We start from the raw sequence: 24,911 nt of genomic DNA on the forward strand, positions 1-24,911 counted from the left end.
TATAGTGCGCCAATATTGTATTCGTCAATTCACTGTTTTGGATTTTATGAATTAGTTGGCGGGATTTCGGAACTTTTGCCTTTATAATAAGTCTATTAACATAAGAGGATTTTTTTGTTTATTGGTAGAGTACATGTGCGGGTTAATCCGTTTGAATACAAAGAAGATGGGAGCTATTATCCAAATGTTTTTAAGTAATAGAAAACACAGCAAAGTGAAAGTAGATGGCAAAGGAATCGCTAAAAGATGGGCTGTATTAACGCTGGCAGGAGTATTATGGGTCGGTCCGGTTGCTGGAACTGGGGTTCTAATCCCGTTAAACAATTGGATATCTGCTCCAATCGCGAGTGCTGCCTCCGGTTCAACGGTAAAATTGGGTGAAGAGATTATTACTTCGGGCGCAACATTATTGAAATATCGCTTTAAAGGGTCTAAAGGAACAGCGCTGGCTGATATCATTCGAGTAGACCTGCAAAATCCGTACGTAAAGCTGGATGTCATGACAGGGAAGAACGGACAGTTTACGACCCGTCAGAGCACAGGCGGTATGGCAAAAGAGACCGGTGCGGTTGCTGGAGTGAACGGGGATTATTTTAATACCTCTAGTGAGGGAGCACCGATCGGTGGACAGGTATCCAAGGGCGTGCTGATGTCTACACCCTCTGATTTAACAGGGATGTATGCCTTTGCTGTTACGAAGGATGGCTCGCCGATGGTTGAGCAATTTACTTTCGAAGGTACAGTAAAAGCTGGGGATGGGTCTTCCTTCTCCTTGGCAGGGATGAACAAGGCTTCGTACTCGCCAGAGACGAGTGGGAGCAGCTACAGTCACTCCAATGCTATGTATATTTATACATCTGCTTGGAAAGCGATTGAGCGACCTAAAAACAGTTCGACAACGCCTACAGAAATATTGGTACAAAATGGCGTGGTTACGCAAGTCTCCGAAAATGCTACATTGAATATGACTGTTCCGCAGGATGGCTATATTTTACGTACACACGGTAAAGCAGCTGAATATGCCAAAGCGCATCTGACTGTGGGACAGACCGTAGAAACGAACTATCACCTTCGTGTCAAATCAACAGGGAGTGAAGTAGATCCTTCCAACCTTCAGATGATGATCGGTGGACATACCATATTAGTAAATGACGGACAGAAGACTTCGTTTTCCCGAAGTACAACAAGTATTGGCGGGACACGTGCGCGTACGGCTTTGGGATATTCCCGTGACAAACGATACGCATATGTCATTGCCGTTGAGAAGAATGGGAACAGCGTTGGTGTATCCCTGAGCGAGCTGCAAACACTGATGAAAGATATCGGTGTCTGGAAGGGGATGAACCTTGATGGTGGCGGCTCTACCACTATGGTCACTCGTGATTTGGGAGATACGACAGCGGGGCTTACATTCAATACAGAATATGGTACAGAGCAACGTAGCATCGTAAATGGAGTGGGAGTATATACCACTGCTCCTAAAGGAACGCTCAAAGGCTTTACCATCAAGGGCAATAAAACGCTGCTGATTGGTCAGACCGGAAGCTACTCCTTCAAAGGCTACGACAACTACTACAATCCGTTTGATACATCGAAAGTACAAGTGACGTGGAAGTCCAGCAACCCTGCTGTTGTGTCCGTGAGCGGCGGTGTTGTGAAGGGGGCCCAACCGGGAACTGCTACCTTAACAGCATCCAGTGGTTCAGCCAGTGCGACAACCAAGGTCACCGTGCTTGGGGCAGATGAAATTTCATCACTTACTGCAGGAAGTGGGACAGGCTCGCTTACTGCAGGAGCAAAAATCGCAGTACCGATAACGGCCAAGACGAAAGATGGACAGAGTGTCAGCATTACATCAGATGCGCTCAAATGGGAGTTCATCGGCTTTAAGGGAAGCGTTAAGGACAATCAGCTTACGGTAAATACAGTGGATGCGGGGTTGAAAACAGGCTACGCCATTGGCCGCTACGATGGTTTCAGTGCAGTTGTCTTCCTGTCTGCTGGCGGGGCAAGTACAAATAACTGGGAAAACTTCGAAAATGTTTCGTATCCGGTTGATTTTACTTCAAATGCGGAAGGTGTTACCGGTACAGCGGCTGTTGTACAAGGGGATGGAGACCATGCCAATTCCAAAGTGCTGGAGCTAAGCTACGACATGACGAACGGCAGTGGTAAAATGTATGCTTACGCTCAATTAAACGGCACATCCGGCAAGACGCTGGAGCAGGCAGCTACATCCATCTCGATTGATGTCAAAGGAGATAAGAGTCTGAACTGGCTGCGTGCAGAGCTGGAAGATGCCCAAGGCAAAACTGCATATATTGATCTTGCCAAAGTGATCGACTGGAACGGCTGGAAAACGATTAACGCAGATATGAGCGGTTTGAATATTTCGTATCCGGCGAAGCTGAAACGTCTCTATGTGGTCAATGTAGCCGAAGGTCAGGATGAGCGTGCTAAGACAGGTAAGGTCGCTTTTGATAATATCTCTTTTAATACACCAGGAACAGTCGGCACAGAAGGACTTAAAAAGGGAACAGCTCAGATGACGATCGGTCAAAAATCGATGACGGTAAATGGAACGCCAACAACGATTGATGCAGCTCCGATGACTCGCAATGGGTCGACGTATGTTCCAATCAAGTATGTGCTGGACGCATTTGGCGGGCAAGCCAAATGGAATGCGGGCGATCAACGGATCACCATTATGCGCGGTGGTGTGCTGATAGATTTGACTGTAGGAAAAAAAGAACTGATTCTAAACGGAAAGCGTAAGAGCTCTGAAGTTGCACCTATTGTACTAGGAGGAAGGACTTTAGTCCCATTAAGACTTGTGTCTGAACAGTTAGGAATGACTGTAAAATGGGAACAAGAAACGAAGACCATCACCCTCCAGTCATGATATGGTATGATATATACTTGAAATGCTAGGATTGGAGTAGAACATTTGTGGACTTTCAAGCCGATATCATAGACCGAGTCATTAAAAATGCCATCCAGGTGATGGAGAACAGCAAATATCAGATGTTCGAAATATTGGACACGGCCCGGACCGAGCTGGTCACGTTAAATCAAGAGCTCCAGAGCGTATTGAAGGAAACGGCAGAAACGATCGAAAAAGTGGACCAGCTGGAAATGAACTATCGGCGGTCCCGAATTCGGTTGACTGAGGTCAGTCGTGATTTCGTCCGCTACTCGGAAGAGGATATCAAGCAGGCTTATGAGAAGGCAACACAGCTTCAACTCGATGTGATGATTTTTCGCGAGAAGGAAATGTATCTCAAAGCCAGAAGAGATGATCTTCAAAAGCGGGCCAAAAGTGTCGAGGCTTCTGTCGAGCGGGCCGAAACTATTGGTTCGCAGATGGGGGTCGTGCTGGAATATTTATCGGGTGAATTGGGACAAGTGACGCGGATCATTGAATCGGCCAAAAATCGGCAGTTTATTGGTCTGAAAATTATTTTGGCTCAGGAAGAGGAGCGTAAGCGCATATCCCGTGAAATTCACGATGGACCTGCGCAACTCCTTGCGCATCTAGTGCTTAGGACGGAAATTGTGGAAAGAATGATCGCCAAGCAGGAATTTAAGATGGTTCAGGACGAAATAGTAGACTTGAAGAAACAAGTTCGCTCCAGTCTTGAGGAAATGCGAAAGGTCATTTTCAACTTGCGTCCCATGGCTCTGGATGACCTGGGGCTTATTCCGACGCTCCGGAAATATGTGCAGGATTTTGAAGAAAAAACAAAGATTAGAGCGCTTTTTGAAACAAGGGGCAAGGAACACCGTCTCTCTTCCGCGATGGAAGCAGCCATTTACCGTCTGATCCAGGAAGCTTTGACTAACGCTGCCAAGCATGCTTACCCTACCTATGTGCTTGTTGAGATTACCTACCAGGCACAGCTTGTAAAAATTGTTGTGCAGGATAATGGTCTGGGCTTTAAGCCAGAGCTTTTTCAGCAAAAAAGCAAAGACCATGGGCATTTTGGTCTGATTGGTATGCGGGAAAGGGTTGAACTGCTCGAGGGGAGAATGGAGATCGAATCAGCTGAGAATCAAGGCACCAAGATAGTGATTCATATCCCAACCAACGTGGAAAAGGGAAAGGAGTAACAACATGGAAAATCAGGAAATGAGTAATGCACCCATTAAAGTTCTCTTAGCGGACGACCATCAGTTGTTCCGTGAAGGACTTAAACGTATTTTGAATATGGAGGACGACATTGAGGTCATCGGAGAATGTGGCGATGGCATTCAAGTGTTGGAATTCTGCAACGTAGAGAAACCGGATATTGTTCTGATGGACATTAATATGCCAATTGAAAATGGTGTAGAGGCAACTGAAAAACTACGTGAGATGTTTCCGGACGTCAAAGTGATCATTTTATCCATTCATGATGATGAAAGCTATGTATTCGAGACGTTGCGCAAGGGGGCCAATGGCTATCTGTTAAAAGATATGGAGGCCGAATCCCTCATTAATGCTATTCGTTCAGTACATGAAGGATATGCATTCATTCATCCGAAGGTAACGGGTAAGCTTATTCAGCAGCTCCGTCGGATGACTTACCTGAATGAAACAGGGGCTATGGCGGAAGGCCATACTAAGGAAGCAGGCGTGAAGTTTGTCGCAGGTGAAAATAATCCACTGACCCGCCGTGAAGCAGAAGTGTTGCGTCTAATGGCTGAAGGCAAGAGCAATAAGATGATTGGTGAATATTTATTCATTAGTGAGAAAACAGTCAAAAACCATGTTAGTAGCATTTTGCAAAAAATGGAAGTTGATGACCGTACACAAGCAGTTATTAACTCCATCAAATATGGATGGGTTACGCTGTAAAGTGTAGTCTTTTCATGCATTAGACGATGCAGCTGCCTAGATATGAATGCTGTACCGCCTTTCTTTTAGAGCGAGATATCCGCTCGTATGGAAGTCCAGTACATAACCGTGACACCTCTTCCTGTTATACGGCATATATTGTCGCTATAGGAGGAGGTGGAACCCTCGTGACGGCTCACTTGGTTTGGATATTGCTTATATATGGTGTGGGAGCTGCAGTCGTGCATCTCATGTATATACGACAGGCGGTTCAGGCTTATCACAATGGCGAAGATGCACACACGACATCGCTGGATCATCGTGCGACTCGCTACATTGTGATTACATCCAATGATGGAGATCGTGTGGAATGGGTGATGCGTTCATTGAGTATCCTTGCCTGGCTACACCGGAGGCCGCTACATGTAACGGTACTGGATGATGAATCTATAGACGATACGCTACCGATTCTGACCCGGCTGGTGCGCTATAGTCATATGGATGTTTCAGTCATCTCATGTCGTTTTTCACCGGGGAACCCGGTTTTGCCGAAGTCAGGCGGTGAAAAACAGGTTGTTATTGATCTTAGAACAGCAAACCCGTTGGCGGGCGCCCCATTTGTTCCTTAGTGACAGGGATCTGTGGACATCGTGGTTAAAATCAGATATAAATATTTATAGACAGTTGCATATGCAAGACAGTAGGGATTTCGTTGAAATCTGTTTGATGTGAAGCACACTTCAGGCTAACAGCCATGGAAGTGTGCTTTTTTGCTGTTTTCTGGGGTGATAAGCACTAGGAAAAATGAATGAAAGGATAGATTGAACATGAAAATTGCAGTATATGCAGTCAGGTATAAAGGGAAATGGAATCTCCGATTATCTGTGGATATTCGAGTAGATATGACATGGTGGTTGCGCCAAGTTAAGGACCAGGAGAATGCTGTCGAAAGGTGGGTGTTATTAGGAGACGAGCTTCCCTTGTCTTGGGGAGTAAGCCTATGTGGAAGATTTAAGGGATTAGCAGAAATGGAGCAGTGGGGGGATCGGCAATGGTGGGCTTATATTCTTTCACAGCTAAAGAATGAACTGGTTCTTGAGTCTTCTAATGGAGAACGAATCTTATCTGGAGGAGTAGAAAATATATGCATTTGGGACCGTCAACAAGGGTGGGTTTCTCGCACTAAACATGGGAATGAGGGACGGGAAACAATGGGAACTGTACGTTCTATTCAAAACAGGAAGCTCGCTACGGGAGTAGATGGATTGGATATGGAAGGTTTAACAGGACAAGCGAACGAGCTGACTCATTTGTTGGCAGGACGCCAGTTGCTCGTACCTGAAGCTGAAGCACTGCTAGCAGAGGCAGCCCCGGATTTGGAGCCTACTTGGCGTTCAGCTGCGCAACTTGCATATCTGCAAGGCCGACTCAGCTTTGCTGCTGGTCTGGCTCCAGCACCACTTGCGCGCTGGTCTGCCGCGCGTAGGCATGAACTCCGCTGCAACCGTTGTGGCAGCGGAAAGGTGCACCGCACAAGCTGCGCGTCGTGCGGCTGTAAGGCGTGCGCCTACTGCGAGACATGTCTCACGCTTGGGCGCAGCCGTGAGTGCTCGCTGCTGCTGCGCGGTACAGAGAAACCTGCCATGCCGCGCGCGGCAGAGGTAGCGCCGGCGGCGAATCTCGACCGCTGGGGGCTGAGTCCTGCACAACGTGCTGCCGCCGAAGTAGCGCTGCGCTTTTTGGCTGCACCACCCCGCAGGGTGCGGAAATGCTCCCGCCCGGAAGGCCAATGGCAACGAGCGCGCGAGTTATTCCGGCGCAGCATGCGTGTGCGCCAGGAATTAGGTGCTGCCGCTGCGCATGGCAGCACTCTTGCCGGCTACAAGCAGTCCTCGCCCAAATCTGGCGAGTGTGCTTGGGGGATTGCTGGCCGGCAATTACCTGATTCTGCGGTCGAACGTTTTCTGCTCTGGGCCGTGACTGGCGCAGGCAAGACGGAAATGATGTTTCCGCTTTTACAGCATGTGTTGGAGCGCGGAGGGACAGCGCTTGTAGCAACACCACGCCGAGATGTGGTATTGGAGTTGGCACCTCGCTTGGCAGTTGCCTTTCCTCAAGTTAGTATGGTGACACTTTATGGAGGGAGTGCAGAACGGTGGCAAAGGGGACAACTGACACTAGCAACAACACATCAGCTGTTGCGTTATCGCCAGGCCTTTGATTTGGTTGTAATTGACGAGATTGATGCATTTCCTTATCACAATGATCCAATGCTTGCCTTTGCTGCCCAAGCAGTATGCAAGCAGGAAGGGAAATTTATTTATTTGTCTGCGACGCCACCGCGTCCTTTGCAGAAAGAGGCTGCACGTGGTCAACTGCCACATGCCAAGGTTCCCGTTCGTTTTCATCGTCATCCCCTACCTGTCCCCATTCGTTTGGGGACTGCTCCAGTGCATCATTGGCTGCAAAAAGACCAGCTTCCTGCTTCATTTATTCAGCGCCTATACATATCCATTCAACGAGGGGCGCAGGTCTTTCTATTTGTGACACGAATCTCATATATTCAAGGTCTTGTGGAACTGCTGATGAGACAATTTTCTGATATACCTATTGCCGGCACATCATCGCAGGATGAAGAACGAACCGCTAAGGTGCGTTTGTTTCGAGCTACTGAAATACGTGTGCTGGTCACAACCACTATTTTGGAGCGGGGTGTGACTGTTCCACGAAGTGATGTGTATATATTAGACGCGGACAGCAGTCTTTTTGATGAAGCATCCCTTGTCCAAATGGCTGGTCGCGCGGGAAGATCTAAGGATGATCCATCTGGTAGTGTTATTTTTATATCCCCTCAATGGACTAGCGGTCAAAAGAGAGCGATTAAGCAGATTAAACGCATGAATGCACTGGCTCGGAAAAAAGGATATCTGAATTGACGAAGCACTAAATGCATTAAATAAAAAAAAAATTTTGGAAATGTGAAACCTGAAACAATGTTGGTACGTAAACTACCAGGAAAGGTGCATTTTGGTATGGGGATGATTCCAAGAACCCGTCTGTTTTTGAATTGGTTATTCCATCGTCAGTCGCAAACATGTGTTGCTTGTGGCAAGCTCGCAGGTCATTTTTCCGAATTTACTGGGCTTTGTACTCATTGTTCGATTCAAATTCCTTGGATTTACAACATTCGTTGTGTACATTGTGGACGTCCGACGTTTTGTCCGGATTGCGTCAGGCCCGACCGATTAGCGCGTTACTATATATGCAATCGGAGTGCGATCAGCTATACGCCGATGGCGAGAGAATGGATTGGGCAGTTCAAATATCGTGGCAATGAAAAGTTTGGTCCCCTGCTGGGCGAGATCTTGAACCGAGCCTATCAGGCGATGAGACATGAGTTTGCGGGTCATAATTGTACTCGTTTCAAGCGATCTTTGTGGGATGTAGATATAGTGACCTGTGTCCCGGTAAGTGAAAAGAGGTTGACGGAGCGAGGTTTCAATCAGGCCCAAATTTTGGCGGAAAAGATTGCTAAGCAAAATAAGCTCCCCTTCCTTTCTTTGCTTGTTCGCCCACAAGATACAGGCAAACAAAGCTTTAAATCAAAAAATGAACGCATGAATACAATGAATAATGCATTTTCCGTTATCCCCAATATGGTGAATTTGATGGATTCTTTTATTTTAAAAGCTGGATCTCAACGTGCTATGGAGCATATGCATTCCGTTACAATTTTGCTTGTAGATGATATTTATACAACGGGGAGTACATTGCAGGCGTGTGCACGTGTTTTGAGAGAAAAGGCATTAGAACAAGGAGTACATTTGGCTATCTTTTGTCTAACCTTAGCGAGATCATGAGTCTGAATTTCTATTATATTCCATAATTTTGTGCTTGAAACTATGAAAAAAAGGTTATAATTCTTTTGAAAGAGGGATTAAATGATAGAGCATAAGCCTTTTAATCCGTACAATCAGCAGAATTTGACAACAAGCTAGAGAGAGATATATAATAAAAATATAGACACGAACAAAAAGTTAGGAAGTGAGGGATGAAATCAGAATATTTCAATTTAGAGGTTGATTTTTTTGGAAAAGAGGAGTACAATTTCTTTCTGTTGATAGCTAACATGATTGGTAATAAGTGATTAGCTAACGACAAAAGAGCGGACATTGGGAGTGTCTCGCTCAGTAGTAAAGCAGTTAATTAAAATTTAAAGCTAAAAAGAGGAGAGAATAAAATCATGAAAAACGTAATGAAAAAAGTAGCAGTTTCTAGCATGCTGGCTGTTAGCTTAGGTGCAGTATCTTTGTTGAGTCCACTTGCAACAGGTCAAGTAATGGCAAAATCCGGTTCAGATTACATCAAAGATCAAGCTGAAGAACAACTGATCATTCAACAACAAGAAGCAGCACAAAAAGCATTTGAAGCAAAAGTTTATGGAACTGGAACTACTGAAAATGCAGCAACTACAACACCTGCTCAATCGACAACAGAGAACAGCAACCAAACAACAACTACAAAACCAGCAGCAACTACAACTGAAACACCAGCAACAACTGTAAAAACAATCACTGTAAATGTTCAAGAAGGCGACACATTGGCTTCTATTGCTGAAAAATACGGTGTAACTGTTGAACAATTGGTAAAAATCAACAACTTGATTAAAGTTGGTCAAGAACTGCAAGTACCACAAACAAATACAACTAAATAATTAACATTATAAATTGTTTTATAAAATATATTTATTAAACCAAGCGTTTGACTATAGTATACGGGAAGGCCTCTATTAAAACAATGCTTTTTTGAATAATTATTTGTAAAATCGCTTGTTTTTTTGGGCTGCAAATTTCCGATGGTACATCTAGCTTAATTTCAGATAGGTTATAGGTTGAATTGATGTTAGGTGTATGAGATTTATGAATACCCACACTCCATGTGCGGAGCATTCGTATGGACGCCGATCCCCCGGATTTATAGCATTTTCTTGATGCATCGGGGCACAGGTGAACATGAATTCTTCTGAGGATTGTTTCGCCCGGTTTTTCCCTCATTTTATTTCTACATTTTAACCATATTCATATATAGCTATTTAATGATAATGAAGCGCTATTCCCGAGAAGAACTGGAATGGCGCTTATTTTATTTTTTTATCTAAAGTACGGAGGGATGTTTGACGATAAATACTCACATGTAATAGGCTGGATTAGAAGGACTTATTTGCCTCTACACTTTATGTTGTTGCATATTAATGTACATAGAGATGGGAAAGATTTTACCCGTTTAATCTTCCTTTCTTATAACTTTTACTATGATAACGAACGAAATGTAGAATTGTGTTAAAACTAAAAAAAAATTCGGAATATTTGCTAGACGAGGCTCTTCACTATAAGTTAATGTAAGGATAATAGTAATTAAAGACCGGAACTTGGAAAGGGGCGCTACAGAGGATGAATTTGGATAACTGTCCTCGCTGTGGAAAGTTGTTTGTTAAGAATGTTAGAGGGATTTGCCAGAACTGTATTAAAGAAATTGAGGTTGAATACGAGCACTGTGTCAAACATATACGTGAAAATAAAGGTATTCATATGCATGAGCTTTCGGAGGCTACAGGCGTCTCTGTTAAACAAATCACGACATTTATACGTGAGGGACGTATTTCCATTGCTAATGCGCCCAATATGACGTATCCTTGCGAGGTATGCGGGATACCGATTCGTGATGGGCATATGTGCGATTCTTGTCGAACACGTCTGACTAAAGACCTGAATCAGGCCATACGCGAAAGTAGTAATCAGGATCAAAGTAATAATATGGGCTCAGGTACCTACAGCGCGATGGATAAACTTCGTGGAAACTAGTACAGGGGAATTAAATACGCATTCAGCTATTCAAAAAGTTTCAAATACCGCCGATAATCTTTATAGAGCTTATCGGTTTTTTTATTTTAGCAACCATGCACAAAATAAAGAAGTAAGGCATAATACGAACCATGTTCGACGCTATGTCGTCTGATACATTCTGACCATATCAAATAACTAAGGAAGGTGGAAGTTATGAAAATTAACGAGACCAACCGCATCGGAGCTATTAATCCATATCAACGAAATATTGAAACAGGACGTCAGGAGGAGCAAAAGAAATCCCGCCGTAAGGACGAGGTTTCCATTTCTCCAGAAGCAATGGAAATGCTGAACCGCAGCAGTGATGCAGACCGCGTTAAGAAAATTCAGGAGCTTAAGCAGCAAGTAGCATCTGGAACCTATCGTGTGGATGCCGATAAAATTGCAGAGAAGCTGTTACCTTTCTTTAAGCAGTCTTCCGAAAGCTAGGTGAAGGAATATGCCTTTAGAGCGTTTGATGGATGTGCTGGAGCAGCTTAGAGAGTCGCACGAGCAGTTGATTGCATTAGGAACTCAGAAAAAAGAAGCACTGATATCAAATAAGGTTGAGCAGCTCATACAAGTCATGAACCAGGAATCGAAAATGTCCAGACACATTGAACAGCTGGATGAGCGACGCCTGCAGGCAGCATATGAATTTTTGCAGGAACGTGGTATTAAGTCTAAGTTGAATCTCAATATTACGGAGTTGTCTCGTCTTGTGTTTGATGTAGAAGACAAGCAGCGCCTCCTTCAAATTCAAAAAAATCTAGCGGATACGCTTGTAGAATTGAAAAAATTAAATGAGTTGAATCAACAGCTTATACAACAGGCGCTTTCCTATATTGATTTTTCTATTGAGAGTATGTCATATTATGCGGAATCTGAAGCGGTTTATCAGCGTCCAGCTGACAAAAGCACCTCTACTGTACGAGCGGGACTATTTGATACACGCGCCTAATTGAAGGAGGAAAATATGGTCTCAACATTTCATGGTATAGAAACAGCAAAAAGAAGCTTGAATACACAAACGGCAGCATTAAATACAACTGGACACAATATCTCAAATGCCAACACAGCGGGTTACTCCAGACAAGTGGTTAGTATGAAGGCCTCGGAATCTATGGAAGCCTATGGTTTGAATCGTTCTGTTGTACGAGGCCAAATGGGTACAGGGGTGGAATTTACTGCTATTGAGCGTGTTCGTCAGACGTTTTTAGATGACCAGTATCGCAATGAAAACTCCTCTTTAGGTGGATGGAGTATCCGCTACGATACGTTGAATAAGCTCGAAACGATTATGAATGAGCCTTCTGACACAGGTATGCGCAAAGTCATGGACAATTTTTGGAATGCTTGGTCGGATTTGAGTCAAGATCCGCAGGATGTGACTAACCGTAAAATCGTAAAAGAGACTACGTTGGCCTTAACGGATGCCTTGAATCAAACAAGTAAGCAGCTTGATGCACTGGAGACTGATTTAACTAGTAATATTACTTTAAAAACAACAGAAATGAATTCCCTTTTGCAATCTGTAGCAGATTTAAATAGTAATATTACCAAATTGGAGTCTTTAGGGGATAATCCTAATGATTTAAGAGATCAGCGAGATTATGCGATTGATAAGTTGTCTAAACTGGCTAACGTGCAAGTTACTCAATTAGATAACGGATATCAAGTAACAGTAGCCGGACAGATAGTTGTAACTGGTAGCGAACTTACTCCAGTAACTGCAGACGGTCTTCAGGCTGCTTTTACAGGTGGAACCTTGACTGGCGGCGAAGTTTACGGAATGGTATTGTCACGTGACAGATATGTTGCGGACTACAAAAACCAAATGAACCAATTGGCGAACACACTGGCTAATGGAAATATTGAAGTTACCCTTCCTAAGGGAACTGTGCTTCCTGAAGGAACGGTATTAAATACAGGTCCAAATAATACAGCGGTTACCTACTCTAATGCAAATAATAACCGGACTTTAACAAGCGATTTGAAAGTTACTGTCCAAGGGATCAATGCACTTCATCAGTTGGGTTATACAATTAGTGGCACAACTCCTACCAAAGGGGATGCTTTTTTTACTTCTAAAGACGGTGCTGCGATTACAGCTGGTAATATTACGTTAAATCCCGACATACAAAATGATCCTAATAAAATCGCAACTTCTCTGCGGGTAGATGGCATGGGAACGACCGATGAGAAAGTGATACTCGGGAACAATGCTTTAGCTATGGCTATGGCTAATTTGAAAAATGTGAAATTTGATTTTGGGACAGCTTTATCCAATCCAACGTCAGTGGATGACTACTTTAGCTCTATTGTCGGGCAGCTTGGGGTTCAGACTCAGGAAGCGGAACGTCAATCACAGAATGCGCAGCTCCTGACGGAGCAAGTGGATTTAAGTAGACAATCTGTCAGCGGGGTGTCTCTGGATGAGGAGATGTCCAATCTGATCAAATTTCAGCATGCTTATAGTGCGTCTTCTCGTTTTATGACGACATTCGATCAGCTGTTGGACAAGCTAATTAATAGTACAGGCCGTGTAGGACTCTAATTCTATTTTTGTTAGTAGGAGGTAGCGTATGGCGATTCGAGTAACCTCGGGGATGATGAGCATGCAGACGCTCAATAACCTGAATCGTAACTACAGTAATATGAATAAAATGGAAAATCAGATCACAACTGGGCGTAAGCTCAATAAACCTTCAGATGATCCTGTAGGTGTAACTTATGCCCTTAGGTATAGATCTGAGTTAGCTTCTAATGAGCAATACTCCAGCAATGCAGATGCAGCCGTGAGTTGGTTAGATTTTACCGACTCTACTATGCAGCAGGCTGGAAATGTCATGAAACGGTTAAAGGAGCTGACGGTTCAAGCTTCAAGTGAAACTGTTCCTCAATCCGGATTGGATGCAATTAAGTTGGAAGTCGATCAGCTTAAGGAACAAATGACCAACATCGGGAATAGCCAAATCCGTGGTAAGTATATTTTTAATGGTCAAAAGTATGACCAGGCACCTTATGAACTTACGAGTATCATTACTAGTTATGACCAAATTGATACAGATCGGGGTGCTGTGAATTATGCAATAGGAGATCAGTCCACGTTTCAGGTAAATACACCTGGGAGTGAATTTTTTGGAGCTTCAACGGATGCGGATAATGTATTTAAAGTTATGGATAACTTAAGTGCCGCTTTAACAACTGGTAACTATAGCGCTATTAGTGCCCAGTCCGTTAATATTGAATCGCGTTTTACAAAAATGCAGGCTAGTTTGTCTGAGGTTGGTGCACGGACAAACCGTGTACAACTTGTTCAATCTCGTTTGGATGATAGAAATCTGAATTTAACAAGCTTGCAATCTAAGACTGAGGATGCTGATATTGCAAGCTTGATGATTCAGGCAACGTCTGCCCAAACCATTTATGAGGCAGCCTTGAAATCATCTGCTCAGATCATGCAACCTTCTTTAATGGATTTTATGCGTTAATTTTTTAAAGTCTTTGACATTGGTACTGTAGAGCTATGGATGGAAATCCGTAGCTCTTTTGTTGATTTTTAAGGAGGATAAGAAATGACCCGAAAATTGAATGGAATAAGATTGCGTGATGAAGAAGTAGTTTTTGTTTTTCCTAAGGGATTACTCGGTTTTGAGCATTTACGTGAATATAAGCTACAAGAGCATAATGAATTATTCAGTATTTTGAGCGCCGTAGAAGAGGCGGCAGTCACGTTTATTACGGTCAATCCATTTGATTTTGTATCTGATTATGAGTTTGAACTATCCAATGATACACTTGCAGATATCGGTGTAACAGATCGAGAGCAGATTGAAGTTCGCTGTATTGTGACTTGGCATAGTAATAGGGAAAAAGTAACAGTCAACTTGCTTGCACCTTTAATTTTCAATGTAGAGAAGTCTATTGGCAAACAAATTGTTTTACAACATACTGATTATACTACAAGAGATGCATTGTGGCCGAAGCCAACACATGAAGAGCAGGGTGGTGAATCCTAGTGCTTGTTTTATCCCGTAAAAAAGGTGAGTCCGTTGTAATCCATAATGACATTGTAATAACTGTATTATCTGTTGAAGGTGATAACGTAAAGTTAGGTATATCAGCACCAAAAGATATAGATATATATCGCAAAGAGATTTTTGATGCAATCCAGGATAACAATCAAAATGCAGTTATGGACCTTGAAGCTCTTAAGAACGCCATGTTGGAAATGGGAGAGAGAAGCAAAAATTAGTGAAGAAATGAATATGTCCAATTGATATTGGAAGATTACTGAATAAAATTTTGAAATGCTATAAACAATTTTGTGCGAGAGGTCGATATATAATTTAGAACGGTAATTCTTCAGGGCGGCCGACCTGTGAAGACGTTCATACCACAAGGATGTGGGCATTAAACCATTTCAGGGAGGAAATTTACAATGATTATCAACCACAATATTCCGGCATTGAATACACACCGCAACATGGGTCTGAACACAAATGCAGCAAGCAAAAACATGGAGAAACTGTCTTCTGGTCTGCGTATCAACCGCGCAGCTGACGATGCTGCTGGTTTGTCCATCTCCGAATCCATGCGCGGTCAAATCCGTGGTTTGGAGCAAGCTCAACGTAACGCTCAAGACGGTATCTCCTTCGTACAAACTGCTGAGGGTGCAATGAACGAAGTATCCTCCATGCTGACTCGTATGAAAGAACTGAACGTTCAAAAAGCAAGCGGAACTTACAGTACTAACGATAGAGATAATATTGGACAAGAGTTGGATCAACTGGGTGCCCAAATTGATGAAATCATGACCAAAACTACCTTCAATGGTATCACGATTACTGCTGGAGCAAGCATTACAGTTAATGATAAAGCTACCAGTACTATTGCTATTGCTTCTATCACAACTACATCGTTCAGTGGTTTGAATTCCACAACAACACTTGTTAGTGTAGAAGATTCAATCAAAGCCGTTTCGACAGAACGTGCTAAACTGGGGGCTGTCCAAAACCGTCTGGAGTACACTTCCAACAACATTGGCACTACAGTAGAGAACCTGAGTGCTGCTGAATCCCGTATCCGTGATACAGATATGGCTAAAGAAATGGTTGCTTTGTCCAAAAACAACATCTTGCTGCAAGCTTCCCAATCCATGCTGGCACAAGCAAACTCTGCTCCACAAGGTATTTTGTCTGTACTTCGTTAATCTATACTTTTTCTTTAGAAGAGACCTTGATTTTCAAGGTCTCTTTTTTGTTATTCCCTTCATAATTAGCACTTATTATCCGATATAAAGAGTATTAAATTTAATAACGTTCTTGATGATGCTTCAACACGATAAGGGGGGTAAGTTGTGGATAATAGTATTTCTGGTCTTGGCCCAATACCAGGACAGGCGAAATCTATCTCGCCCAAGGGTGTCGCAGATGAACCATCAATTATAGCTATAAATCAGCAATATGTTAACCAATCAGTCGAAAAGTTGTCTGGTGAAGAAGAAAATGCACTTCAGCAATTAGAAAAGGCGATTAGAGCTGTACAGGGACCTGAAAAAAAGTTTGAGATTTCCGTTCACAAGGAGACCCACGCGATTATGATAAAGGTCTTTGATAAACAGACGGGGGACTTAATTCGGGAAGTGCCGCGTGAGAAACTTCTTGATGTAGCGGCGAATTTTATGGAGATGAATGGGCTTATTATTGATGAAAAGGCTTAATATTCAGGAGGATTAGTTATGACAATGAGAATTAGCGGTTTGGCATCAGGTATGGATATTGATTCAATGGTCAAAAAGTTAATGACTACAGAGAGTATTCCATTGAACAAACTGAACCAGCAAAAGCAACTGACCGAGTGGAAGCGTGACGGATATCGTCAAGTAAGTACAAAATTAGTTACTTTTAATGAAAAATTAACAAATTTTAGTTTGAGTAGCGCTATTGATTCAAAAAAAACAACCGTTACAGGAGCTTCTAATGTACTCACAGCAACAGCGACAGGAGCATCTGTGGATTCTGTGTTAAATATTAAAGTCACCAATTTGGCATCTGCTTCTAATGTTGTATCTTCTGGAGGGACGGTAGGTGCTTCTCCTGGTACAACAAAGCTATCAGATATCTATACGGGTACTGAAACCAGTATTAATGTAGGAGCAGATACTATAAATTTTACTGCGGACGATACAATCGACTCACTGATTTCAAAAATTAATGGGAGTACAAAAGCGGGTGTGACCGCTGTATATGACTCATTATCTGGTAAAATTTCTCTAACTAACAAGGAGACAGGAAATAAGGATATTACATTAGGTGGAGAGCTTCTTGAACAAAGCTTCGGACTTAAAACAGCTAATGTAGTAAAAGGGGTAAATGCGATTGTTGAAATTAATGGTCTGACAACAGAGCAGACCTCAAATCGTTTCACAGTTAATGGTGTCGAAATCAGTTTAAATGGAACTACACCGACAGGACAGTCAACACAAATTGAAGTTTCACAGGATGTTGACGCAATGGTTAACACTATAAAATCTTTTGTTGAGGCGTATAATGATACACTTTCGACATTAAACCAAAAAACAAGTGAAGAACGTTATCGTAAATATCTACCATTGACTAGTGATCAGAGAAAGGACATGAAGGATGATGAGATTACACTCTGGGAAAGCAAAGCTAAGAGTGGTATGCTCAAAAATGATTCCATCGTAGATAAAACACTTAGTGATATGAGGTCAGCTATTATAACAGACGTAGTTCTACCGAATGGTGAAAAAATAAATTTGACTCAGATCGGAATTACAACTGGTAGTTATAGTGAGAAAGGGAAACTTTACGTAGACGAGAAAAAGTTGCGTGCGGCTTTGGAGACCACTCCTGAGAAGGTAACTGCCTTATTCGGGCAGACGGATAATTCCTCTTCGACGAACTATACGAGTTCCGATGGTATATTCAGCCGACTGAAGAAGACCAACCAAGGAGCTCTGCAAAGTCTGGCGGATAAGGCTGGAACATCGAAAGTCAGTTCTGATTTAACGGCAGCTTTTCAGCCCAAGAGTCAAATAGGGGACCAGTTATCGGATTATGATAAGCGGATCGATGCTCTACAAGACAGGCTTACAATGATAGAAACCCGTTATTACCAACAGTTTACTGCTATGGAAACAGCCATGAATAAATACAATAGCACCTCATCCAGTCTTTCAAGTATGTTTAGTTAAAACCAATCTTATTAAAGGAGAGATCCAGGTTTGATTAATTCACCCTACCAAAAGTATCAACAAGCCCAATTGCAAACTGCTTCACCAGGACAATTGTTGCTAATGCTGTATGATGGAGCGATCCGTTTTATACGGGCGGGAATTAAGGGGATAGAGGAAATAAATCATGAAAAAGCTAATACGAACTTGTGTAAAGCACAGGCCGTTATCAATGAACTTATTGCCGCTTTAAATCATGATTATCCGATTTCCGCCACTCTTTATCAAGTGTACGAGTACATGCTTCACCAGCTTATCAATGCCAACTTGAAAAAGAATATAATACCTGCGGAAGAAGTCATTTCCCATTTAACAGAATTAAGGGGTGCTTGGGATACAGCTATAAAATCACTAAATCATAATGTAGAGTCGATTGAATGATTGCTGTTCAGGAATATGTAACCCAACTGGAAAATATTACGATAGAGCTTATAGAGCGAATCAATCAAGTTAGTTACACAGAATTAAGCCAGTATGCAGATCAAAGAGAAATAATTTCCCTTAAAATCATTTCTAATCAACAAAGCCTTAATGAAGCAGATAAAAAACGAATTCAGCAACTTACTCGTTTCGACAAAGTTATTCTTTCCAAAATGGAAAGTTATAAAACGGAAGCTAGTGAGTGGTTTGCAAAAAAAGGGACTATCCAAGGTCAACAGGCAGCATACAATGCTAAATATACACCTGATAGTTTGTTTTTTGACAAAAGGAATTAATTAATAATGGGAAAAGAATGGGTTGGTAAAAAGATGAAGCTGCTTAGTGTGTGTATGATCGTAAGGGACGAGGAAGCATTGCTTCCTCGCTGCCTTGACAGTGTGCGAAATATTGCTGATGAGATTATTATTGTGGATACAGGCTCGTCCGATCGGACAAAAGAGATAGCTCAAGAATACACGGATCTCATTTTCGATTATGAATGGTCTAATGATTTTGCAGCCGCACGTAATGAATCCATTCGTTTTGCTACAGGCAAGTGGGTTTTAGTGTTAGATGCAGATGAATATCTATCTGCTGATGATGGTCCCAAGTGGCTGAATTTTATAACCCAACAAACTCCTAAGCCTGGTGTAGGGTACACGCTTACTGTAGTAAATTACTCAGGCTCGTCGGAAAGAATGGATCAAATATCGACTGCTCCTGTAACTCGATTGTTTCCTAATTTCATGGGGATACAGTTTTACCGCCCCATTCATGAACAATTGTGTGTAGGTGAGCAGAATGGAAAAGTATACACACAAATGACAGAGCTTTGTATATACCACACGGGTTATCAGGAGGAAACTATAGTAAAGAAAAATAAGCACAATCGTAATATGGAAATATTTGAGAGGATGCAACATCAAAAAGACATGAGTGCTTATGACTGGTTTACTTTGGGGAATCAATACAGGTTTACAAATGATATTGTTAATGCAATGGAGGCCTATGAAAAGTCTTTTGAAGGGGCAGATGAAACAAGTGCTTGGTATCCATATTGCTTAATTGCGCTTATCTCCCTATATATCGAAAATGACAAACTAAAAGACTCTTGGTTTTTGACGGAAGAAAAACTATCTAATTTTAGATCTTACCCAGAGTACTTTACTATAAAAGGAGCACATTACGAGTCCTTTGGTTTTTATGAAAAAGCAATTGAGTGTTATAAAAAGGCTATTGAAAAAGCTGATCGTAAGGCTCGGTTTGCGGCAACTGCCTGGCTTGTAAATCCTGCTTACGGGTATGATGTTCCAGTAAATCAATTAATTAAATTAAGTTTTCGGTTATGTCGTAATGAAGAGGCTGTATACTGGCTTGGTAAAAAGCTTCTTAGGGATAAAAAGAACGTGAATGTATTATTTAGCTTGCTTGAATGGTTAAGCTTGAACGACAATGAACAGTCTATAAAAAGGTTTTTAGATGCGAATTATGACACTCAGGAAATGTCACATTGTCTTATTCTTTTTAAAGTGTTCCTTGCCTTAGGAAATCATCGTATGGTGAACTATTATTATGATCTACTCAGTGATGAAGTAACATTAACAGATCGAGATCAGCTTAGGTATGCTCTGATAAATAAAAATAAGAAATTGTGGGCGGAATCTGTTCGAAAATTATCCTCAGAGATAAAAAAAGATTCATTTTTACAACGTCAGTTAATCATTGGTTGTATGATTTTTAATCAAAAAGACAAGTTGTTGGAGTTGTTCAAATCATCTGATTGCAGCGGTGACAATGAGTTGTTAAATGCATTGTACAACTTCATGGAAAAAAAAGAAATAGTAAGTGATGATGTTGCTGAAAACTATTCGACTGAGTTGTTTTTATTAGCTAAAGACTTATTTTTGCTTGGCTATTATGAGGAGTTTGATAATTTAGTAAATTATACGAATCATCCCAAGCTGATTAATGACGTTGGAAACTATTTCTTTAGCGTAAACCAAATGCAAGACGCAATGAATTACTATTCTTTGTTATTGTCACGTCAACAACTAGATGATAGAAGTTATGAAAATCTTGCTTTTTATCATGAGGCACAAGGTTACAGGGAAGATGCTTTAGAATTTTTTGCTGAGAGTTTAAAGCTATCACCAGAAAAAAAACATTTGTATTATCCAATTATTTGTATATCAGAACCAGAGGGGAAGAAGTCTTACTTTAATAAACTAGTTGATAATTACCCTTATGTCTCTGATATATCCTTCCTTATGGAGATGTGCAATAACTAAAAAATAGTATTGGAGTAAACTATGAAAACCAGCATAATCATTTTAACATATAACAAGCTAGAGTACACAAAACAATGTATTGAAAGTATACGGAAATACACCCATGAGAATGCATATGAAATCATTGTAGTTGATAATGCTTCTCAGGATAATACGGCCGAATGGTTAGCACAGCAAACAGATATTGTAACGATCTTAAATAAGGAAAACCGTGGGTTTCCAGCAGGATGCAATCAAGGAATAGAGGTCGCTACGGGTAATGAAATCCTTCTTCTCAATAACGATACAATCGTGACTCAGAACTGGCTCTCAAATCTTCTAAAAGCATTATATAGCTCGGATGAGATTGGGGCAGTTGGATGTGTTACAAACAGTTCTTCCTATTTTCAAGAAATTGATGTTCCATATAAAAATATCGATGACATGCATTTGTTTGCCAAAGATTATAATATCTCCAATCCGTTATCTTGGGAAGAACGCTTGAAATTAGTTGGTTTTTGTATGCTTATCAAAAAAAGTGTCGTTGAGCAAATAGGTTTGCTTGATGAAAGGTTCTCACCAGGGAATTATGAAGATGACGATTATTCCATTCGCATGCGAAAAAATGGTTATAAGTTATTGCTATGCAAGGATACATTTATTCATCATTATGGCAGTACATCATTTAAAGAGAACAATGCTTATTTTAATGAACTTTTAGAGAAAAATGCCAAAAAATTCGAAGAAAAATGGGGATTTGATCCTATTTATTCGCAACATAAGCGAGATATCCTTATTAATCTTATTGAGGCCGATGCGTCTTCTCAAATAACTGTACTTGAAGTTGGATGTGCCTGTGGAGGAACTCTGCTCGGAATCAAGAATAAATTTAAAAATAGTGTGCTCTATGGTATAGAGCTTAACGAAAATTCAGCTAGTATAGCTTCTCTAGTTGCTGATGTCATTCCACACAATGTAGAGAACGGAGATCTGCCATACCCGCAAAGCAGTTTTGATTACATCATTTTTGGGGATGTGCTGGAACATTTATATGACCCTTGGAAGACACTTGAAAATATGCATCGATTGTTGAAGCCTGACGGAAAAATATTGGCAAGCATACCCAATATAATGCATTATAGTGTGATAAATGAATTATTGGATGGGAAATGGGAGTATGCTGATGCTGGGATTTTAGATCGTACACATGTAAGATTTTTTACATTAGCATCTATTCAAAAAATGTTTATCAATAGTGGGTTTGTTAATCTGGATTTCTTGGGAGTTAATTTGCCAAGAGATAGTACTGCAGTCAAAGGACTTGAAAGACTATCTAAAGTTGCCCCAAATGAAATCTTAAATCAATTTGAAGTTTACCAATATATTATTTCTGCTTGTAACAATCAGCTTCTGGATATTATGAATGATATCAAGAACGGTCATATTAATAAGCAAGAGATATTTGAAGTTACATCTTCCCAGACTAATGATGAAATATTAAGAAATGTTAAGTTCCTATCTAGTGTAGCGGATAAAGTAGAGGTTCTGAATACGATCGGAGTCATTCACTTTGAGCAGGGGGAAATTGCAAAAGTCCTTCCTTTATTTGATGAAGCACTGGCGCTTGATGAAACTCATTTAGAGGTTATATATAATATTGCTTATTTCCTTCATCATATAGGAGAAGAAGAATTATCTGAAGAGTACATGCTCAAGCTTAAGAATCTTGATTTTACATGGTATCAGAAGCTCATGGAAGTATTAGTTTAAGCTAAATCTGGCATAAGGATAATTTTATGAAACCGACAATCTCTTTGGTTATGATTGTGAAAAATGAGGAAGCAGTACTCAAACGTTGTTTGGATAGCGCAGTAGAAAATGTTGATGAAATAGTAATTGTAGATACTGGCTCTACGGATCGTACTAAACTAATTGCAGCTGATTATAAAGCGAAAATATTCGATTATCAATGGAATCATAATTTTGCGGATGCTCGCAATTTTGCATTAGAACAGTCTACAACAGACTGGTGTATGGTTTTGGATGCAGATGAGTTTATCATCAATGATTGTAAGGATATTATTAACGCTTTTATAGCGGATGGCCCCCAAATTGGGAGGGTTAAACATACAAGCAAGTTTACTTCTAAAGACGGGCTAAATTATGAACATTGTTATATTTCTAGGATATTTCCATCGTATTGTCGGTATGTTGGGAATGTTCACGAACAAATCCAGTCCGATTTGCCCAGAGTAAAATTAAATGTAGAGATTATGCATGATGGATATATGGAAACTCAGAAGCATGATAGAAATATTCCATTACTACAAAAAGCAATTGAAGAGCATCCTGATATTTCTTATTACTATTATCAAATTGCAAAAGAATATCGTGGGTTGGGAGACGCTGAGAAAGAATTCAATAATCTTAAGAAGGCATATAAGTTAATGGATCATAAAGAGACTATTTCGACCAGTATTATAGTTAACTATATGTATTCTATTATATCTTCCGGGAACCTTAAGGAAGGTTTAGCAGTCTTTAATCATGAGGAAAAATTTATGGGCCATTCTTCTGATTTCTATTTTGTCTCTGCCCTATTTTTTTTGGAATTAATGATTAGCGATCCTCGAAAATACCAAAGTGTTCTACCTAATATTGAACAATTATATAAAAAAGCATTAGAAATAGGTGATACAGGTGAAGAGGGTAATGTAAGAGGGACTGGAAGCTTCGCAGCCCATCATAATCTGGGAGTTCTTTATGAATCAACAGGTAACATTCAGAGAGCTATTGAGCATTACAAAGCAGCAGTGGTATACAACTATGAACCATCTTTAACTAGATTACACGAACTAAAAGTTTAAAGGGCACTTGAATAAGAATGGGGAGGTAGCTCATTGAATTTGGAACAAATTAAAAACGGTATAGTATTTACAAATCAAAACCCCATATATGCTAATTTTGAAATAGGAGATTGGACCTACGGAAATCCGAGTATCTACTGTCATACAAAAAGTGAAATTCTCAAAATAGGTAAGTTCTGCTCAATTGCCGATAATGTTACTATTATGCTTGGGGGAGAGCACAGGGTTGATTGGTTAACTACTTATCCATTTAGTGAGATATTTGCGGAAGCCCAGTATCATCTAGGGCATCCAGCAACTAAAGGTAATGTCACCATTGGAGATGATGTGTGGATCGGAAATAATGTAATGATTCTGTCTGGTGTTTCTATTGGTGTCGGTGCTGCTATTGGTGCTGGAAGTATAGTTACTAAGGATGTCCCACCGTATAGTATCGTAGGAGGCAATCCTGCGCGAGTAATTAGATATAGATTCAAACCAGAGGAAATTGAACAGTTAGTAAAAATCGCGTGGTGGGATTGGTCCATTTATAAAATTAAAGCTAACTGGGATCTGTTGCTGAATGACGATATTTCGGAATTTATAGAAAGACATGCAACATAGGTGGATATGAACAGTGAAGCAAAATTACTGATTCAAAATAATAGATCCGTTTTTAGTGGGAATTGCAGAACAGCACATTCAAACGCTAAAACAGGAAGCCCAAAATTGGCTTGTCCAAAGAAATATAGCCAGATCTCAACGCAATGCTTATGAATCTAACTATACACCAGATAGCTTTCTGATGGATCGTAGAAAATAAATTCAAGAAGCTCTCGTCTAACCGCTTTATTATGTGGACGAGAGCTTTTTTAACATTTAAATAGTTTCTAAATAAAGAAAATAACCTTCAAAAGCAAAAAAATCTATCAATTTATCGTTTCAGACTCTAAAATGTAGTTTAAAACATGATTAGTAAGTCTGGCTTGGTTCAAGTTCTAATGAACAAGGAACAAAGTTGTTGACTATTTACCCATTGTATTATATATGGAATAACTATACATGAAAACATTATCAATTCCAATTGACAATGGATAACTTTGGGTGGTATAGTCAAAAATGTGGGCGAGAGCTTCACTTCATTTGATGACGAAGGGAATGTTAGTGCATGCAAGGTAAAGTAAAATGGTTTAACGCAGAAAAAGGTTATGGTTTCATCGAAACGGCTGACGGCGGCGACGTATTTGTACATTTTTCCGCAATTCAAACAGAAGGCTTCAAAACACTTGAAGAAGGACAAGACGTGGAGTTCGACATTGTCGAAGGCGCACGTGGACCACAAGCCGCTAACGTAACCAAATTATAATCATCCCCGGCATAGCCGACCTACATAATTGGTAAGATGGTTAGCAATGGATA

Annotated in this window: 24 protein-coding genes; all 24 read left to right on the plus strand. The window is 40.9% G+C overall.

Annotated features, from left to right (window positions below):
* The first annotated feature begins 184 nt into the window (after positions 1–184).
* The 24 genes from C0638_RS10220 (at position 185) to C0638_RS10340 (ending at position 24,858) form a co-directional block, all read left to right on the plus strand.
* Positions 185–2,902: a stalk domain-containing protein gene (locus tag C0638_RS10220; protein ID WP_058710919.1), complete on the plus strand. Its 2,718-nt coding sequence runs from the start codon at positions 185–187 to the stop codon at positions 2,900–2,902.
* 47 nt (positions 2,903–2,949) lie between these two features.
* Positions 2,950–4,110, plus strand: a complete 1,161-nt coding sequence (locus tag C0638_RS10225) for a sensor histidine kinase (protein WP_013373402.1) — start codon at positions 2,950–2,952, stop codon at positions 4,108–4,110.
* A gap of 4 nt (positions 4,111–4,114) precedes the next feature.
* Positions 4,115–4,837 carry a response regulator gene (locus C0638_RS10230; RefSeq protein WP_013373401.1) on the plus strand — a complete coding sequence of 241 codons (723 nt, stop codon included), beginning with the start codon at positions 4,115–4,117 and terminating at the stop codon, positions 4,835–4,837.
* A gap of 167 nt (positions 4,838–5,004) precedes the next feature.
* On the plus strand, positions 5,005–5,445 hold the full coding sequence (locus C0638_RS10235) for a hypothetical protein (protein ID WP_058710888.1): 441 nt from the start codon (positions 5,005–5,007) through the stop codon (positions 5,443–5,445).
* A 198-nt stretch (positions 5,446–5,643) separates the two neighbouring features.
* Positions 5,644–7,752 carry an ATP-dependent helicase ComFA gene (locus tag C0638_RS10240; protein ID WP_058710889.1) on the plus strand — a complete coding sequence of 703 codons (2,109 nt, stop codon included), beginning with the start codon at positions 5,644–5,646 and terminating at the stop codon, positions 7,750–7,752.
* A gap of 96 nt (positions 7,753–7,848) precedes the next feature.
* Positions 7,849–8,676, plus strand: coding sequence for a ComFC family protein (locus C0638_RS10245; RefSeq protein ID WP_233902305.1), 828 nt, complete (start codon positions 7,849–7,851; stop codon positions 8,674–8,676).
* Positions 8,677–9,059: 383 nt separating this feature from the next.
* On the plus strand, positions 9,060–9,530 hold the full coding sequence (locus tag C0638_RS10250) for a LysM peptidoglycan-binding domain-containing protein (RefSeq protein WP_058710891.1): 471 nt from the start codon (positions 9,060–9,062) through the stop codon (positions 9,528–9,530).
* Positions 9,531–10,266: 736 nt separating this feature from the next.
* Positions 10,267–10,677 carry a TIGR03826 family flagellar region protein gene (locus C0638_RS10260; protein ID WP_040102724.1) on the plus strand — a complete coding sequence of 137 codons (411 nt, stop codon included), beginning with the start codon at positions 10,267–10,269 and terminating at the stop codon, positions 10,675–10,677.
* A 195-nt stretch (positions 10,678–10,872) separates the two neighbouring features.
* Complete coding sequence (flgM, locus tag C0638_RS10265) at positions 10,873–11,148, plus strand: flagellar biosynthesis anti-sigma factor FlgM (RefSeq protein ID WP_013373392.1); 276 nt, start codon at positions 10,873–10,875, stop codon at positions 11,146–11,148.
* Between the two features lie 10 nt (positions 11,149–11,158).
* Positions 11,159–11,659 carry a flagellar protein FlgN gene (locus C0638_RS10270; RefSeq protein WP_058710892.1) on the plus strand — a complete coding sequence of 167 codons (501 nt, stop codon included), beginning with the start codon at positions 11,159–11,161 and terminating at the stop codon, positions 11,657–11,659.
* A 15-nt stretch (positions 11,660–11,674) separates the two neighbouring features.
* Complete coding sequence (gene flgK, locus C0638_RS10275) at positions 11,675–13,255, plus strand: flagellar hook-associated protein FlgK (protein WP_058710893.1); 1,581 nt, start codon at positions 11,675–11,677, stop codon at positions 13,253–13,255.
* 28 nt (positions 13,256–13,283) lie between these two features.
* On the plus strand, positions 13,284–14,192 hold the full coding sequence (gene flgL / locus C0638_RS10280) for a flagellar hook-associated protein FlgL (RefSeq protein ID WP_058710894.1): 909 nt from the start codon (positions 13,284–13,286) through the stop codon (positions 14,190–14,192).
* A gap of 84 nt (positions 14,193–14,276) precedes the next feature.
* Positions 14,277–14,720: a flagellar assembly protein FliW gene (locus tag C0638_RS10285; RefSeq protein WP_058710895.1), complete on the plus strand. Its 444-nt coding sequence runs from the start codon at positions 14,277–14,279 to the stop codon at positions 14,718–14,720.
* Positions 14,720–14,956 carry a carbon storage regulator CsrA gene (gene csrA / locus C0638_RS10290; protein ID WP_058710896.1) on the plus strand — a complete coding sequence of 79 codons (237 nt, stop codon included), beginning with the start codon at positions 14,720–14,722 and terminating at the stop codon, positions 14,954–14,956. Before C0638_RS10285 ends, csrA begins: the two co-directional genes overlap by 1 nt.
* A 186-nt stretch (positions 14,957–15,142) precedes the next feature.
* Positions 15,143–15,913, plus strand: a complete 771-nt coding sequence (locus C0638_RS10295) for a flagellin N-terminal helical domain-containing protein (protein ID WP_058710897.1) — start codon at positions 15,143–15,145, stop codon at positions 15,911–15,913.
* A 147-nt stretch (positions 15,914–16,060) separates the two neighbouring features.
* Entirely contained in the window at positions 16,061–16,423 is a 363-nt protein-coding gene (locus C0638_RS10300; RefSeq protein WP_058710898.1) for a flagellar protein FlaG, read from the plus strand.
* Positions 16,424–16,441: 18 nt separating this feature from the next.
* Complete coding sequence (gene fliD / locus C0638_RS10305) at positions 16,442–17,920, plus strand: flagellar filament capping protein FliD (protein ID WP_058710899.1); 1,479 nt, start codon at positions 16,442–16,444, stop codon at positions 17,918–17,920.
* Between the two features lie 30 nt (positions 17,921–17,950).
* Entirely contained in the window at positions 17,951–18,340 is a 390-nt protein-coding gene (gene fliS / locus C0638_RS10310; RefSeq protein WP_058710900.1) for a flagellar export chaperone FliS, read from the plus strand.
* Positions 18,337–18,675, plus strand: coding sequence for a hypothetical protein (locus C0638_RS10315; protein ID WP_058710901.1), 339 nt, complete (start codon positions 18,337–18,339; stop codon positions 18,673–18,675). The genes fliS and C0638_RS10315 overlap by 4 nt, the downstream gene beginning before the upstream one ends.
* Before the next feature lie 6 nt (positions 18,676–18,681).
* Positions 18,682–20,667, plus strand: coding sequence for a glycosyltransferase family 2 protein (locus C0638_RS10320; RefSeq protein WP_082689626.1), 1,986 nt, complete (start codon positions 18,682–18,684; stop codon positions 20,665–20,667).
* A gap of 21 nt (positions 20,668–20,688) precedes the next feature.
* A complete protein-coding gene (locus C0638_RS10325; protein WP_082689627.1) occupies positions 20,689–22,416 on the plus strand; it encodes a glycosyltransferase in 1,728 nt (575 codons plus the stop codon).
* 26 nt (positions 22,417–22,442) lie between these two features.
* The gene (locus C0638_RS10330; protein WP_102163467.1) at positions 22,443–23,513 is read left to right on the plus strand and encodes a tetratricopeptide repeat-containing glycosyltransferase family 2 protein; all 1,071 of its coding nucleotides are present in this window, start codon (positions 22,443–22,445) and stop codon (positions 23,511–23,513) included.
* Positions 23,514–23,573: 60 nt separating this feature from the next.
* A complete protein-coding gene (locus C0638_RS10335; protein ID WP_058710921.1) occupies positions 23,574–24,116 on the plus strand; it encodes a CatB-related O-acetyltransferase in 543 nt (180 codons plus the stop codon).
* 544 nt (positions 24,117–24,660) lie between these two features.
* Complete coding sequence (locus C0638_RS10340) at positions 24,661–24,858, plus strand: cold shock domain-containing protein (RefSeq protein WP_013373372.1); 198 nt, start codon at positions 24,661–24,663, stop codon at positions 24,856–24,858.
* The last annotated feature ends 53 nt before the right edge of the window (positions 24,859–24,911 follow it).

This window comes from Paenibacillus sp. lzh-N1 (genome assembly GCF_002872435.1).
GTDB classification, from domain to species: domain Bacteria; phylum Bacillota; class Bacilli; order Paenibacillales; family Paenibacillaceae; genus Paenibacillus; species Paenibacillus polymyxa_C.

Excerpts from the sequence above, each read along its gene's own strand:
- flgL (WP_058710894.1), top strand. The coding sequence starts at position 13,284 with ATGGCGATTCGAGTAACCTCGGGGATGATGAGCATGCAGACGCTCAAT.
- C0638_RS10315 (WP_058710901.1), top strand. The coding sequence starts at position 18,337 with ATGATTGCTGTTCAGGAATATGTAACCCAACTGGAAAATATTACGATA.
- C0638_RS10320 (WP_082689626.1), top strand. The coding sequence starts at position 18,682 with ATGGGAAAAGAATGGGTTGGTAAAAAGATGAAGCTGCTTAGTGTGTGT.
- C0638_RS10245 (WP_233902305.1), top strand. The coding sequence starts at position 7,849 with ATGGGGATGATTCCAAGAACCCGTCTGTTTTTGAATTGGTTATTCCAT.
- fliD (WP_058710899.1), top strand. The coding sequence starts at position 16,442 with ATGACAATGAGAATTAGCGGTTTGGCATCAGGTATGGATATTGATTCA.
- C0638_RS10295 (WP_058710897.1), top strand. The coding sequence starts at position 15,143 with ATGATTATCAACCACAATATTCCGGCATTGAATACACACCGCAACATG.
- flgM (WP_013373392.1), top strand. The coding sequence starts at position 10,873 with ATGAAAATTAACGAGACCAACCGCATCGGAGCTATTAATCCATATCAA.
- C0638_RS10260 (WP_040102724.1), top strand. The coding sequence starts at position 10,267 with ATGAATTTGGATAACTGTCCTCGCTGTGGAAAGTTGTTTGTTAAGAAT.
- flgK (WP_058710893.1), top strand. The coding sequence starts at position 11,675 with ATGGTCTCAACATTTCATGGTATAGAAACAGCAAAAAGAAGCTTGAAT.
- C0638_RS10330 (WP_102163467.1), top strand. The coding sequence starts at position 22,443 with ATGAAACCGACAATCTCTTTGGTTATGATTGTGAAAAATGAGGAAGCA.
- C0638_RS10230 (WP_013373401.1), top strand. The coding sequence starts at position 4,115 with ATGGAAAATCAGGAAATGAGTAATGCACCCATTAAAGTTCTCTTAGCG.
- C0638_RS10285 (WP_058710895.1), top strand. The coding sequence starts at position 14,277 with ATGACCCGAAAATTGAATGGAATAAGATTGCGTGATGAAGAAGTAGTT.
- C0638_RS10240 (WP_058710889.1), top strand. The coding sequence starts at position 5,644 with ATGAAAATTGCAGTATATGCAGTCAGGTATAAAGGGAAATGGAATCTC.
- C0638_RS10270 (WP_058710892.1), top strand. The coding sequence starts at position 11,159 with ATGCCTTTAGAGCGTTTGATGGATGTGCTGGAGCAGCTTAGAGAGTCG.
- C0638_RS10340 (WP_013373372.1), top strand. The coding sequence starts at position 24,661 with ATGCAAGGTAAAGTAAAATGGTTTAACGCAGAAAAAGGTTATGGTTTC.
- C0638_RS10250 (WP_058710891.1), top strand. The coding sequence starts at position 9,060 with ATGAAAAACGTAATGAAAAAAGTAGCAGTTTCTAGCATGCTGGCTGTT.
- C0638_RS10220 (WP_058710919.1), top strand. The coding sequence starts at position 185 with ATGTTTTTAAGTAATAGAAAACACAGCAAAGTGAAAGTAGATGGCAAA.
- C0638_RS10325 (WP_082689627.1), top strand. The coding sequence starts at position 20,689 with ATGAAAACCAGCATAATCATTTTAACATATAACAAGCTAGAGTACACA.